Here is a 14,523-nt window from a genome sequence, read left to right as displayed (position 1 = left end):
TCAACGCTTCCACAATATTCAGAATGCCTTTTAACAGATGTTTTTGATAGCTATTACAGAATGGGAGACAGTAATAAATAAACTGTCTCCCATTTTTTATGGTTAAATAAGATGTAAAAAATTCTTATTATATACCAATTTTGTCATTTAGAGCGTTATTTTTGACATCTTTGTTTTTTATGCGGTATTTTATGCTAAAATAATACAAAGAAATATATCTTTCGGCAGAAGTAACAATATAAAGCAGAGTTTTTGTGCAATCATACAAATTTATTTGTAAACTGTAATTTTTTGGGGCGTTTTAGGATTATTAATAATAGAGAGCAATTTACAAGGCTTTTCAATTGGACAAGTATTGCCGAACTTCAATATGAAAATATGCACAAAATACTTAATAAATTTTATATCAATTAGTAGAAAGTTGATTGTATTTGACATAAATTTACTGGAAACTATTGTAAATTTATTAGCTATATTGTATAATTATATCAGATTATATACGCTAACGATTGATAATTGTATATTATGTTTATGTATGATCATTTCGAAACAGTAATAAAGTATCACATTGCGCATTGCACATTTGCAAATTTATTTGATATATTATATTAAAGATTGGGGGAGCATAAATGTTAAATCTTAATAATATTTGGAACATTGGAAAACGAAGACGACTTAGCCGAATTTTTAACTCTGAAGGCAGATGCTTAATTGTTCCACTTGATGATAACCTAATTTCCGGTTCAATTACAGGTATTTCCAATATTAAAAATAAAATACAGCAAATAGAGTGCTCTAAACCAAATGCAATTTTAGCCTATCAAGGTACATTAGGTCTTGTTAATGACTACAGTATTCCTCTTATATTGAATCTTACAGCAAGTACAATAAATGCTACACATACTCACAAAGTGCTAGTATCCTCAATAGAAAAGGCAATTAGTCTTGGGGCAGATGCTGTTGCGGTTCATATAAATATATCAAGCAAATACGAAAGTGATATGTTAAAAACGCTTGGAAAAATATCAGAAGAGTGTGATCAGGTTGGAATTCCTCTGCTTGCCATTGCTTATCCAAGAGGTGAATATATGGAACCAAATGGAATTGAAATAGATCAAAATTATTCACGGATAAAAGTTTCTGATCAAAGATCTTATGGAAATCTAGTCTCACATTGTGTAAGAGTAGCTTTTGAATTAGGTGCGGACATTATTAAAACGCAATACACAGGTTCTATTGACACATTTAAAAAAGTGGTTGAATCAGCCGTAGACAAACCAGTGGTTATAGCAGGAGGAGATAAAATTGATGTTTTTCAATTATTTATAATGGTAGAAGATGCTATGAAAGCAGGGGCAAGTGGAGTAAGTATTGGTCGAAATGTATTCAATCGTGAGGATTCCGACAAAATTATTTGCTGTTTGAAAAAATTGATTTTCGAGAACATTTCGGCAACGGATTCACTGGAATTGTACAATAACAGGAGGTTTAGTTAATGGGAACTTGGGATATTATTTCAACAAACTGGGAATTTGTCTTGCCTCCATCAAGACCCAGTGATATTGAACTTAATAGAATTAAATATTATACGAATACGTTTTCACGTAAGGAGCCTGTTGCTGTGCTAGGCAGCACTATTGAGTATCGAGATTTATTGTATTCTATGGGATTTGAACAGGTATATGTGTTTGAAAAGAATATCACTTTTCATGATGATTTAGACACTTGGAAAGTATATCCTTGCGAGAACGAGGTGCTTGTCGAAGGTGATTGGCTTAAGACCTTACCTAAATATTCTGGATTGTTCAATTTTTGTTTGTCCGATTTGACTATGGGAAACATTCCTTATGAAAATAGAAGAGAATTTTATTCTTCGATTAGTAATATCCTAAAAGTTGGCGGCATATTTTTTGATAAGGTTCTGACGAATGAGATTCCACTCATTACTTTGCAGGACATATCAAAAAAATATCAAGCTTTATCAATTAACCTTAGAAGTGTAAATGATTTTTCATGTGAAGCATTGTTTTGTGGTGAATTGCTTAACAAAGGAATTATTGATACTACAGAATCCTATACTTTGTTACGAGAGGCGTTTAAAGACGATTTGAGATTAATGCAGTTTATTGATAAAGCTCATTTAATTACACCAGAAGGTTGCGTTTGGTATTACGGAAAACCTTGGGATTTATTAAAACTCGAATATTTTTCTTGTTTTTCAAAATCTGATTTTTTTGAAGATATTCCTTTAAGTCCATATTTTAAAAGAGCAAAGCATTTTATTAATTATAAATAGGAGGTTAGTTATGAATAAGCAAGAGGTTTTAAAGTGGATCGAATCATTTGTTTCTGCATGGAGGGAATGTGACTTTACAGTTATTGAAGAGTTATTCACTGATGTTGATGAATATTGGGAAACTCCCTTTTCTGTTCCCGTATCTAATTGGGATAATGTTAAACAGTTATGGAGCGATATTGTCTTTCAAAAGGATATAGACTTAAAAGTTGATATCCTTGCTATCGAAGAAAACAAGGTAACCTTGCATTGGTATACAAAATATCAGGATTCAAGAGATAAAAATATATATGAAATGGATGGGACTTATTTTCTTGTGTTTAATGAAAATAAAAAATGCATCTATTTTAAGCAATGGTGGGTGATGAAAGAATAGCCATCATTTAAAAATCATGAAAGAGGTATGGTAATATGCAGATTATTGTGCTGATTGTATCTGTTTTACTTTCTGTAATATCAGGAATTATTTCTTCTATATGTGGATTTGATGTGTTTCAAAGCATAGTTACTGGTATATTAACATTCTTATGTATAGAGATGATTAATGTGACCGTGTTCTTAGGAGGTGTATATTTTAGACAGAAAAAAGAGAAAAAGTTCCATGATAGAATCAATTTATATAGTATCAAGATTCAAGAAATTAATGATTTTTATTATGAAGTGGAACGTGATAGTCAGGGCGATAAGGATTTATTTTCCGTTACATGTTCTAAGGCAATAGATAATTTATATTTGTTGCTAAAAGATGCCTCAGAATACAAAAAAATAGAGATTTCGTCAGATTATATTATTAATGTTGCAGGTGTGTTCGAAGCGTTGAATATCACACGAGACAAAAAAGTCAGACTTACCTTTCCCATTAAAGAAGTCAGCAAAAATGTAATTTCAACTGCTGAAGATCGTAAGTTTTTTGAAACAATATACAATAAAATTAAAAATGGCGAAGTGTCAGATTTGTTAATACTGATGATTTTGGATAACGAAAATTTGTTAAATGATCCGCAGATTGATCTTCTATTAAAGTTTTATTATGTTAATGCGCATTATGATTGCAAATATATTTTAGCTCAAGATTTTATAGAAGCTTGTGAGCATAATAGAGTTTCTACGGCAAGCCTTGACTTTGGGATTTATGGCCCAAATATGCTTTTTATCGAAGAAAGTTTATTTCCATATAAGGGCGTATACTACAAGGATAGTGCAATAGTTGAACGCTATACAAAACTTTTTGATGAAGTGTGGAATTTTGAAGCTATTACGCATAATAATCCAAAAAATAGTATTCAGCCGAATACCATTAGCAAGTCCGATTTTCTGCCAAAGCAGTTCTTTCATGAATTGACAAATATTCAATCGATAGAAAGTTTTGAACCTGCCAAATCTACGACAACAACTTCCGATGAAAATATAGCTCCAGTTTTTTTGCAAAAAGATAAAGAGGAATGTTAAAAGCTATAGGAGGATAATACAAAATGAAATATTCATATAGTTCTTTAGGCAAATTGGTTTCTTTTAGGAACAGTCAAGATTTTGAGATTATTGGTATGTTGTTTCAGTATGGATCTAGTAATAAATATGACATATCGAATCATACTAATAAACGAATAGTAATTCACATACATGGTAGTTATGGCAATTTTTATCAAAACAAATTCATTTGGCATATGTCAAAGATATACTGTGAAAATGAAGTGGATTTCCTTAGCATAAATACTTCTGCACATGACGGATTAGCAGAGGGTTACTATGGTAAAAATTTAAAATATGTTGGTGGTGGAGTTTCTGAATACCAAGACTCACAATTTGATATTCAAGCTGCAATTGATTTTGCCATTTCTCTCGGATATATTGACATTATTTTGCAAGGGCATAGTTTAGGTTGTGACAAAGTAATTGATTATTCTCTTCATTCTGAAAAAAAATTTGATATTATTTTATTGTCTCCTGCGGATAGTTATGCTTTGCAAGCAGATTGGATCAAACCAGATACTGTTGAAAAACAAATTGTGCGAATACGTAATGGTTTATCTACGGAGGGTAAAATTACATGGGGAAAAGCTGATTTTGATTGGCTTGAAAATAGTGAATATGGGGCACATGGCAACGATGAAAATTGGATATACGAAATTCCTATTACTCGTAAAGCATTGCTCAGTATTTTGACGGGTTCTGCATTCAAGTATCTTAATTTAGAACTTGCACCTGAATTCTATTTAGATGTTAATGCAATGGTCTACATAGGAAAGAGAGATGGTTTATTATTTTGTAAATCAGCAGAAATGTCTGAATACTTGAGTAAAAAATTTAAATCTTTTTTTCCAATACTTGACCTAGATGCAGATCACGATATTGTTGGTGTTGAGGAAGTACTAATCAAAAGGATTGTTTTATGGATTCAGAACAGAAGCTAAAAATTAAAAAAAGTAAAACCAAGGATATCAAAAATGAACTTCAGTTTATCTTATTAAAACGATTATCTGATAATTTTCCAGCAACTGAGCTTAGAAGTAAAACTAGTCAGCAAAAAGCATTTTCTCATAATAAATACTGGATATCTTATATTGAAGATGAAAATCAAAATCTTCTTGGCTTTATGCTTTGGTGGGATTTTAATCAAATTCGATTTATTGAATATCTATTTGTTGAAAAGGATTGTAGACACAACGGTATTGGTAGTGAACTATTAAAAAGTTGTTTTGTAATGGAGATACCAATTATTATTGAGGTTGAAAAGGACTCATCTGTAGAGGAGTTTTATATAAAAAACGGTTTTCTAAAAAATAAAGTTTTATATGAACCTATTCCGCTTCAAGATGGCAGAATCGTTGAGGCATATTCAATTTATTCCTACAAAAGTCCACTGGATTTTAAAACTTTTAATTTTTTTGAATTTATTATACATCAAGATGAGTATCAGTTTTAAGGTATTGATCAGCTTAACTTTTTTTGAACTCCAAGTCCAATGGCGTTATCTTTTTTAGTGTGAAATTTTTTATCATTGGGCGTTTCCATCATATTTTATTTTTGAATAAATTCATATCTTAAGTATGAAAAGTTGAGATTAGAACCCTTTAATTCAAATAGAATTATTTATGTGTTTACTTTATATCGTATATTCTCATTCGAACCAGTAATGGATTTTGCATTAAAAAAGCAAAATCCTACTTTTGCTGTTCATCTATTTTATAGTAGCAAGACAAATTATTTGGACAAATCTGCTCGTAAAAACGGGCAGATTTTGTTATATTGAATAAAAAATATGTATTTTAAATGATGCGAGGTTTCTTCACTTCGTATCATTTTTTATTTCAGGAGGTTATTTTTTATGAGTAATCAAAAACGAATTTCATTTGGGTATACAAGAAATGCTCTAAAAGAGATAGTAATTTATGAAGAACAGGCAGAAGTAGTAAAACTTATATTTGAGCTTTATTCGCTTGGTCAATCATTATCAGACATATCGAAGCATTTGGAAATATATCATATTCCTTCTCCAAGTAATAAAACTGTATGGGGTAGGCAAATTATCAATAATGTTCTTTCAAATGAAAATTATTGTGGCAATTGCGACTATCCTCAAATTATAAACGAAGAACTCTGGAATGCAGCACAGAATAAGAAAAATAACAGCAGCTATTCAATGAGATACAGCAGGAGTAAAGCATCAGTTTAAATATTCGGATTTTCAAAAAAGGTTTCAGTGCAAATACTTGATTTCGAAGTAAAAAGCTGATATACTTATATTAAAGGAACGGAGGTGCAGCAATGGGCATTTATTTAAATCCGAGCAATATTGATTTTCAGCAGGCTTTAAATTCCAAAATATATGTTGACAAAAGTATGCTGATTGATTATTCAAACAGTGTCATCTATACGGAACAGAAATTCATCTGCGTTAGCCGACCAAGGCGTTTTGGGAAGTCGATGGCAGCGAATATGCTGACGGCATACTACAGCCGTGGATGTAATTCAGATGAAATGTTCAGCAATCTGAAAATATCAAGAGCTGATACATTTGAAAAGCATCTGAACAAATACAATGTGATTCATATTAACATGGTAAACTTTTTGAGCGAGTCGCAAAATATGGATGAAATGATTGAGTTCATTGAAGAAGATTTAATTGATGAACTCAAAAATGAATATCCTGATATTCGATACCCCAAACGTCAGAATTTAATTAAAATAATAGCAGCAATTTTTTCTCAAACGTATATACCATTTATTTTTATAATAGACGAATGGGACTGCATTTTCAGAGAGCATCAAAACGATACTGATGCTCAGAAAAAGTATCTAGATTTTCTGAGAAATTTATTGAAGGATCAAAGCTATGTGGCGCTCGCATATATGACTGGAATCCTGCCAATAAAAAAATACGGTAAGCATTCGGCTTTAAATATGTTTACAGAAGTTTCCATGACAGATCCCCGCGAATATGCTGAATTTACGGGCTTTACAGAATCAGAAGTTAAACAGCTTTGCAATGAATACAAAATGCCGTTTGATGAAACAAAGCGTTGGTATGATGGATATAATTTGATGGGAGTTTCAGCTTATAATCCACGTTCAGTCGTTATGTCTATGACAGGCGGATATTTTAATAACTACTGGACTTCAACAGAGACTTATGAAGCGTTGAGGGTCTATATTGAAATGAATTTTGGCGGATTGAAGGATACAATCATTGAACTTCTTGCCGGACAAAAAGCAGTAATTGATACGACAACATTCTCAAACGATATGGTAACTTTTGAAACAAAAGATGATGTACTGACACTTTTAGTTCATCTCGGATATCTGACATATGATTTTTATACAAAGGAAGTATCGATCCCAAACTACGAAATTTCAGAACAGTTTGCAAGTACTATTAAGGTTATGGGATGGTCGGAGGTTGCTAATTCATTGAAATTATCAGATGAACTTCTGAAATCAACTCTGAACTGTGACGGAGAAAAAGTTGCAGAACTGATAGACAAGGCACACAGTGACAATACATCAATTTTAAAATACAACGATGAAAATTCACTTTCTTGCGTGATTTCGCTCGCATACTATTCTGCAAGAAAGACTTATACGATTGAACGAGAGCTGCCTGCTGGTAAAGGATTTGCTGATCTGGTTTTTCGACCAAGAAAAAATAACATCAATCCTGCGATAATTGTAGAACTAAAGTATGACAAATCCGCTGAAGGTGCAATAGAACAAATTAAGAAGAAACAATATGCAGATTGCTTGAAGGATTATTCAGGAGATATTCTATTGGTCGGAATCAATTACAATAAAGATACAAAAAAGCATGATTGTGTGATTGAGAAAATTGTAAAATAGTTTTTAATGCAGTGATGATTGCACATCACTGCATTTTTATCCGAATACATAGGCAAAATCCATTCATCTATTTCATAGTCACAAGACACAAACCTTGTAAATTACGTAAATACGTAGTTTGCAAGGTTTTTATTTTATCTGATTTATTGTTAAATGAAATATATAATTGCTGTGAAATTTATAAAAATTTTTTCTATTCCCAACTTACTACGAACCATTAAACCGTGAAATATTTCAAATGTGACTCTTACTTTCTGCTGCATGTTACTATTGAGTGAAGAAAATAAGACTTCTAAAATTTCAGCCAATCTTAATTTAATCTTTATATAGAAAAAATCCCCACTTGCATCAAGTAGGGATTTTTTGGGAAACAGTCATAAACTACATTTATATTTTACACTTTATATTTAAACAAAATATAGACATAATGTAAATATTTAATTAATTTTATATATATATGTTGATTTTTGTAAATTATTGGTATATAATGTGTGTATATGTATATTTAATAAAATTTATTTAAGGAGAAATTATTATGAAAAAATTTAAGAAAATAATCTCATCTATGCTCGCAATTACATCTGCTTTTTCATTATGCAGCTTAAACAAGACCAATGCTTATTATGCAGGACAAAAGCATACTTGGCGTATTTATGAAAAGGTATCCACCCTTAATATGGAATGGTATAGTAGTACAATATTAAATAACAATAATTATACATTCAATTCTTGTGTAAAAAAACAACTAATAGTTAATTCCTCCAATTTTTACAGCAATTATTCCACTAGTTTGAAAGCCCTTACTACTTCGTATTACAGTCCTCCTAAAATAAACGGTACTGGTTTTTTGTCTATGTCAACTTGGTATACACCGACTGAAATCAATAAGTTTTCTGTACAATATAGTTATGAAACAAGCAATAATGCAAAAATTACACCAATTTATGTACTGGTGGGTGATTTTAATCAGGATGGCTATGTAAATAAGCTTGATGCTGATCTGATTTTAGAATATAGTGCTAGTGTTGGTGTTGGTGAACAACCAACATATTCAGAAAAAGCTTTACTTGCTGGTGATATTAATAATGACGGAATAGTAGATGCAAGGGATGCTTCCTCTATTTTATCTTTTGTGGGAGGAAGTATAACACATTTTTAAATAAAAATAAGGCTTTAAAAAACAAAAAGCCCGTCAGGAAATTCCCGACGGACTTAGCTTTGTATTGTTTCTGCGGTATATTTTTTCAACAAATTAATTATATCACACTTTTATAAATTTTGCAATTATTTCACTTTATTTTCAATTTCAGTATGCAGACGTTTAATGAAGTTTTCCCCCGCAATACCGTTTTGCTGATAACCCCATACGCCTAACAGATAATTTACTGCTTTCAGAGTACCATCACCGAAAGACTTATTTTTATCCATACCGTATTTGTTGATACCTAGTGTTTTGGCTGTCAACAGTAGTTCTTTAAGCGATAGCACACCAATAGTCTTATCGCCTTTTTTGTAGCCTGTTTTATCTAGAACATGCTTTGCCGAACTTGCTGCTGTAGAAATACCCAACGTCTTTAAAATACCTTTAGCGTATGCTTCAGCAAGCTTTTTGTAATTGGACTTGATAAAATCAGCAGCATTTTTGAAGAAACAGCTGCACCAAAAAAACTTTTTTACAGCGTTGCAAGCCTTGAAAAACTGTCTTTCAGTGCAGGATATATTTCCCTGTACAGACTGTAAAATTCATCGTACCTTTCCATTCTGCTGCTGTCAGGCTGACACACCTTGTCCGTCCTTACTACTGCCTTTACAGCCTCGGGCACACTGCCGTATATCCCTGCACCAACAGACGCAAGAAGTGCCGCACCCAGTGCAGGCCCCTCCTTGGACGCAGGCGTCTTTACCTCACAGCCATACAGATCTGCAAGAATTGAACGCCACAAAGGTGATGTTCCACCGCCGCCGCATGCCATCATATCTGAAACATTTATTCCCATTTCACGAAAAACCTCCACGCAGTCACGAAGTGAATACGCAACGCCCTCCATTACCGCCCTCAGCATATGCTTCTTTGTATGCATTGCTGAAAGTCCGAAGAATACGCCTCTTGCATCGGGGTCAAGATGGGGCGTTCTCTCACCCATGAGATAAGGCAGATACAAAAGCCTTTCCGCACCTATCGGAACGGTTTCTGCCTCCTTGTCCATGAGATAATATTCATCAACATCCATAAGTGCCGCTGTATCCTTTTCTGCACCGCAAAAATTGTCCCTGAACCATTTCAGCGAAAGTCCTGCCGCCTGTGTTACGCCCATAATATGCCATTCTCCCGGAACAGCCGCACAGCAGGTATGAACACGTCCCTCAGGGTCAATGGAAACAGACGGTGTATGTGCAAATACAACTCCAGATGTGCCTATTGTGGTGAACGCTCTGCCCTCTGCACATACCCCTGTACCTATTGCTGCGGCGGCATTGTCACCTGCACCGCCTACTACTATTGTGCCTGCATTAAGTCCGAGCTGTTCTGCAATATCCGCTCTCAGAACGCCTGTCACCTCACAGGATTCATAGACACTGGGCAGAAGTTCCATATCTATACCGAGTCTTTGACATATTTCACTGCTCCAGCAGCGGTTCGGAACGTCAAGCAGCTGCATTCCTGATGCGTCTGATACTTCTGTTGCATATTCGCCGGTAAGTATAAATCTCAGATAATCCTTCGGCAGAAGTATGTGTCTGCATTTTTCAAAAATCTCAGGCTCGTTATTTTTCACCCACAGAATTTTTGCCGCTGTCCAGCCTGTCAATGCAGGATTTGCTGTGATTTCAATGAGTTTTTCCCTGCCGATTATGCGGTTCATTTCATCAGCCTCTGCGGCTGTACGCTGATCGCACCATATAATAGCATTGCGGAGAACGTTGTTGTCCTTATCAAGCATTACAAGACCGTGCATCTGTCCTGAAATGCCTATGCCCTTTATTTCGTCCTTATTTACACCGCTTTTTGAAACTACTGCTCTCACTGTGTCAAGCATTGCAGCCGCCCAGTGTGCAGGGTTCTGCTCTGCATATCCGTTTTTCGGCTGATACATGGGATATTCCGCAGTTGCAGAGGCAATTACCCTGCCGTTTTCATCAAAAAGAACTGTCTTTGTACCGCTTGTACCGCAGTCCACACCGATTATATATGCCATAGATATATTCCTTTCGTATGTTGTAGATCATTCGCTGAAAACTTACAGTAAAAATATAACAAGGGGAAAACGGTCTTGTTCGCTTTCCCCTCGAAAAGCTGCCACTTTTCTCACCCTTTTTCTCCGCGCGCAAAAAGCATAGCGCAGGGAATTTCGCCCTCCGCGGAGGGCGACCAGGGCTTCTCATACTGAACCTCGCCAGCATTTTTGAAAATAGCTGGACCAAAAAACTTTTATTGCCAAGCTGCCATTATCAGAGATTAAACATAATATTATTCACAACAGACTCAAGCATTTCCTGTCTGCCGCTTGAAAGGCTGTCTGTAACTTCACTCTTTTCAAGAGCGTATTTCTCCAGATCTGCCATGGTAACATTACCCTCAATTATATCCTTGCCTATGCCTATCTGCCATGACGCATATCTGTCAGCAACAAACTTGTCAATTCTGCCGTCCTCTATCATCTTGACTGCAATTCTCAGACCAAGTGCAAAGGTGTCCATTCCTGCAATATATGAGAGGAAAATATCCTCGGGAGTGAATGAACCTCTTCTTGCCTTTGAGTCAAAGTTAAGTCCTCCGTTTGTAAATCCGCCTGCTTTCAGAACCTCATACATACAAAGTGCAGCATCATATACATTTGTGGGAAACTGGTCTGTATCCCAGCCCAGCAGCGGATCGCCCTGGTTTGCGTCAATGGAACCAAATACGCCGTTATCCCTTGCAACTCTCAGTTCATGCTGGAATGTGTGCTGTGCCAGTGTTGCGTGGTTTGCCTCTATGTTCATTTTGAAATCATTTTCAAGGCCATACTTGCGCAGGAAGCCTAAAACTGTTGCTGTATCGAAATCATACTGATGCTTTGTGGGTTCCTTTGGCTTTGGTTCAATGTAGAAATCACCCTTATAGCCTATGGAACGTGCATAGTCAACAGTCATTCTCATAAGTCTTGCCATGTTGTCCTGCTCGAGTGCCATATCTGTATTCAGGAGAGTTTCATAGCCTTCTCTGCCGCCCCAGAATACATAACCCATACCGCCAAGCTTTACAGTAGCCTCAACAGCTTTCTTTATCTGTGCTGCGGAAAATGCGAAAACATCTGCAGAGGGTGAAGTTCCTGCACCGTGCATATATCTTGGGTGATCAAAGCATTTTGCAGTGCCCCAGAGAAGTTTTTTGGTAGGGTCAGCCTTCATTTTTTCTGCGATATAGTCTGTTACCTCGTCAAGCTTAGCGTTTGTTTCTGCAAGACTGCCGTACTCAGGAGAAAGGTCACGGTCATGGAAGCAGAAATATTCAATTGACAGCTTGTCCATTATCTCAAAAGCTGCGTCAACCTTTGCCTTTGCTCTTGCTGAGGGGTCAGATTCGCCCCATGACTTGTCAGCAGTACCGCAGCCGAACATATCAGTGCCGTCACCGCCCATTGTATGCCACCATGAAAGTGCAAATTTCAGATGCTCTTTCATAGGCTTTCCTGCGATCATTTCATCGGGATTGTAGTATTTGAATGAAAGCGGGTTCGTGCTGTTTTTGCCCTCGTATGCAATTTTGCCTATGTCTTTGAAGAATTCGCTCATTTTTATTACCTCCGAAAAATATCATAAATTTATTTCTGTGCTGACGCACTTTGTGCCGCACAATTTCTCGCTTATTTCATCAGGCTGATGAGTGCCTGCGTATAATGTAAACCTGCTGCCGAAGCGGTTGCGCTCGCCGTTTTCGTCAACAGCGGTAAATGCTCTTTCCGATACGGATATCTCTACGAATATTTTCTCGCCTGCTGCAAGATTTACCCTCTTGAAACCGCACAGACTCACATTAGGCACAGCGTTTTCACAATAGTCCTTGATATAAAGCTGAATAACGTCATCCACCGCTTTGCCGCTCGTGTTTTCGGCAGTCACAACAGCCTTACCGTCCTTGTATTCAACCGATGTGCAAACAATTTTTCCGTAAGTAAGACCGTATCCAAAGGGATACAGCACATTATTTTCCGCATAACGGTAGGTGCGGTTTTTCATGGAATAATCGGTGAAGTCGGGAAGCATATCGGAACGCTCGTAGAATGTAACGGGTAGCTTGCCCGAAGGTGAAACGTCGCCGAAAAGTATCTCTGCAAGTGCCGTGCCGCCTTCCGAGCCGGGATACCATGCGTGGATAAGCGCATCCGGATCACATTCGGTATTCACCGAACTTCCTGCGGCACACACAACGACAACCGGCTTGCCCGTCTGCATTATCTTGTCTACCAGGATACGTTGATATTCGGGCAGACGTATATCATTTTTATCTCCCGAAGAAAACTCGTTGCCTGTATCGCCCTCTTCGCCCTCAATGGTGGAGTCGAGTCCAACGCAAAGTACAACAAGATCGGCACAGTCCGCAGCGGCGAGTGCCTCAGCATATCTGTCACCCGATTGCGCCAGAGCGGAAACCTTGTCTTTATAAAGGTGACAACCCTCGGCATAAATGACCCTGCCATCAAAGCGCTCTCTGATACCGTCAAGGAATGTAACATACTTATCCGCAGTACCGTTATAGTTGCCCTCCAGCGCAATTCTGCTGTCGCTGTTTGGGCCGATGACCGCAATTGTATGCAGTCGGCTTTCATCAAGCGGAAGTATGCCGTTATTTTTCAGCAGTACCATGGATTTTTCCGCACATTTCAGCGAAACCGCCTTGTGCTCCTTGCACGATACAACGGTATAAGGTATATCATCATATTCTGTTTTATCATCGAACATACCCAGCCTTATCTTTGTTCTCATAAGGTGTATGCAGGCGTTTCGGATATGCTCCTCGGTGATAAGTCCCTCGTTAAGTGCGGCAAGGAGATACGCATAAGTGCAGCCGCAGTTTACATCGCATCCCGATTTTATGGCAAGAGCCGCAGATTCAACCGGATTCGCTGTAAGACCGTGATGCTCATGGAAATCGCGTATTGCCCAGCAATCGGACACAAAGTATCCGTCAAAGCCCCACTCGTTCAGCTTGGACATAAGAAAACTGCTCGCGCAGGCAGCCTCGCCGTTTACACGGTTATATGCGCCCATTACGCCCTCAACGTGAGCTTCTCTGACGAGTGCTTCAAATGCAGGAAGATAGGTTTCTTCAATATCCCTTTTGGAAACTTCGGCATTAAACTCGTGACGCACTGCTTCGGGACCGCTGTGTACAGCATAATGCTTAGCACAAGCGGCAGCTTTCATTGTTTTTCCTTCACCCTGCAAGCCATTTACAAAGGCTTTTCCGTTTTCGGCGGTCAAATACGGATCTTCGCCGTAAGTCTCATGTCCTCTGCCCCAGCGAGGATCACGGAAAATATTGATATTGGGCGCCCAGAAAGTCAACCCCTTGTATATATCTCTGTCATCGTATTTTGTATATGCATTATACTTTGCACGAGCTTCCTCGGCGATTATATCCGCGACCTTCTGAGTCAGTTCTGTATCAAACATAGCCGCCAGACCGATAGCCTGCGGAAACATTGTGGCTATGCCCGAACGCGCCAGACCGTGCAGTCCCTCGTTCCACCAGTTGTATGCAGGAATGCCCAGCCTTTTTACGGCAGGAGCATCGTATCTGAGCTGAGAAGCCTGCTCCTCCACCGTCATTGCATCGGTTAGCGCAATTGCTCTTTCTTCTGCGCTGAGGGTGCTGTCAAAATATTTTTCCATAGTGATTTTCCTTTCAG

General features: G+C 37.1%; 13 protein-coding genes. 9 read left to right on the top strand and 4 right to left on the bottom strand.

Going from position 1 to position 14,523, the window contains the following annotated elements; translation table 11 throughout:
- Positions 1-629 precede the first annotated feature (629 nt).
- The 9 genes from OCV67_RS10860 to OCV67_RS10820 all read left to right on the top strand — a co-directional run bounded on the left by OCV67_RS10860 (position 630) and on the right by OCV67_RS10820 (position 8,789).
- Positions 630-1,496: a 2-amino-3,7-dideoxy-D-threo-hept-6-ulosonate synthase gene (locus OCV67_RS10860; RefSeq protein WP_147644003.1), complete on the top strand. Its 867-nt coding sequence runs from the start codon at positions 630-632 to the stop codon at positions 1,494-1,496.
- Entirely contained in the window at positions 1,496-2,296 is an 801-nt protein-coding gene (locus OCV67_RS10855) for a hypothetical protein (RefSeq protein ID WP_147644002.1), read from the top strand. The genes OCV67_RS10860 and OCV67_RS10855 overlap by 1 nt, the downstream gene beginning before the upstream one ends.
- Before the next feature lie 10 nt (positions 2,297-2,306).
- Complete coding sequence (locus OCV67_RS10850; protein ID WP_147644001.1) at positions 2,307-2,672, top strand: nuclear transport factor 2 family protein; 366 nt, start codon at positions 2,307-2,309, stop codon at positions 2,670-2,672.
- Between the two features lie 35 nt (positions 2,673-2,707).
- On the top strand, positions 2,708-3,745 hold the full coding sequence (locus OCV67_RS10845) for a hypothetical protein (RefSeq protein ID WP_147644000.1): 1,038 nt from the start codon (positions 2,708-2,710) through the stop codon (positions 3,743-3,745).
- Between the two features lie 23 nt (positions 3,746-3,768).
- Positions 3,769-4,707 (top strand): hypothetical protein, encoded by a 939-nt coding sequence (locus OCV67_RS10840; RefSeq protein WP_147643999.1) that lies wholly within the window; start codon positions 3,769-3,771, stop codon positions 4,705-4,707.
- Positions 4,686-5,219 carry a GNAT family N-acetyltransferase gene (locus OCV67_RS10835; protein ID WP_147643998.1) on the top strand — a complete coding sequence of 178 codons (534 nt, stop codon included), beginning with the start codon at positions 4,686-4,688 and terminating at the stop codon, positions 5,217-5,219. Before OCV67_RS10840 ends, OCV67_RS10835 begins: the two co-directional genes overlap by 22 nt.
- Positions 5,220-5,621: 402 nt before the next feature.
- On the top strand, positions 5,622-5,969 hold the full coding sequence (locus OCV67_RS10830; RefSeq protein WP_147643997.1) for a recombinase family protein: 348 nt from the start codon (positions 5,622-5,624) through the stop codon (positions 5,967-5,969).
- Positions 5,970-6,061: 92 nt separating this feature from the next.
- Positions 6,062-7,630: an AAA family ATPase gene (locus OCV67_RS10825; protein WP_147643996.1), complete on the top strand. Its 1,569-nt coding sequence runs from the start codon at positions 6,062-6,064 to the stop codon at positions 7,628-7,630.
- 535 nt (positions 7,631-8,165) lie between these two features.
- Complete coding sequence (locus OCV67_RS10820) at positions 8,166-8,789, top strand: dockerin type I domain-containing protein (RefSeq protein WP_147643995.1); 624 nt, start codon at positions 8,166-8,168, stop codon at positions 8,787-8,789.
- Between the two features lie 125 nt (positions 8,790-8,914).
- Here the strand turns inward: OCV67_RS10820 and OCV67_RS10815 are convergent, their stop codons facing one another.
- The 4 genes from OCV67_RS10815 to OCV67_RS10800 all read right to left on the bottom strand — a co-directional run bounded on the left by OCV67_RS10815 (position 8,915) and on the right by OCV67_RS10800 (position 14,506).
- Positions 8,915-9,199, bottom strand: coding sequence for a hypothetical protein (locus OCV67_RS10815; protein WP_147643994.1), 285 nt, complete (start codon positions 9,197-9,199; stop codon positions 8,915-8,917).
- 104 nt (positions 9,200-9,303) lie between these two features.
- A complete protein-coding gene (xylB, locus tag OCV67_RS10810) occupies positions 9,304-10,827 on the bottom strand; it encodes a xylulokinase (protein WP_147643993.1) in 1,524 nt (507 codons plus the stop codon).
- 253 nt (positions 10,828-11,080) lie between these two features.
- A complete protein-coding gene (gene xylA, locus OCV67_RS10805) occupies positions 11,081-12,406 on the bottom strand; it encodes a xylose isomerase (protein WP_147643992.1) in 1,326 nt (441 codons plus the stop codon).
- 21 nt (positions 12,407-12,427) lie between these two features.
- A complete protein-coding gene (locus OCV67_RS10800; protein WP_147643991.1) occupies positions 12,428-14,506 on the bottom strand; it encodes a glycoside hydrolase family 3 C-terminal domain-containing protein in 2,079 nt (692 codons plus the stop codon).
- Between the last annotated feature and the right edge of the window lie 17 nt (positions 14,507-14,523).

The organism is Porcipelethomonas ammoniilytica (genome assembly GCF_025567485.1).
GTDB lineage: Bacteria > Bacillota > Clostridia > Oscillospirales > Ruminococcaceae > Porcipelethomonas > Porcipelethomonas ammoniilytica.
The sequence above is the reverse complement of the archived record's forward strand: the minus strand, read 5'-3'. Positions and strand labels throughout refer to the sequence as shown.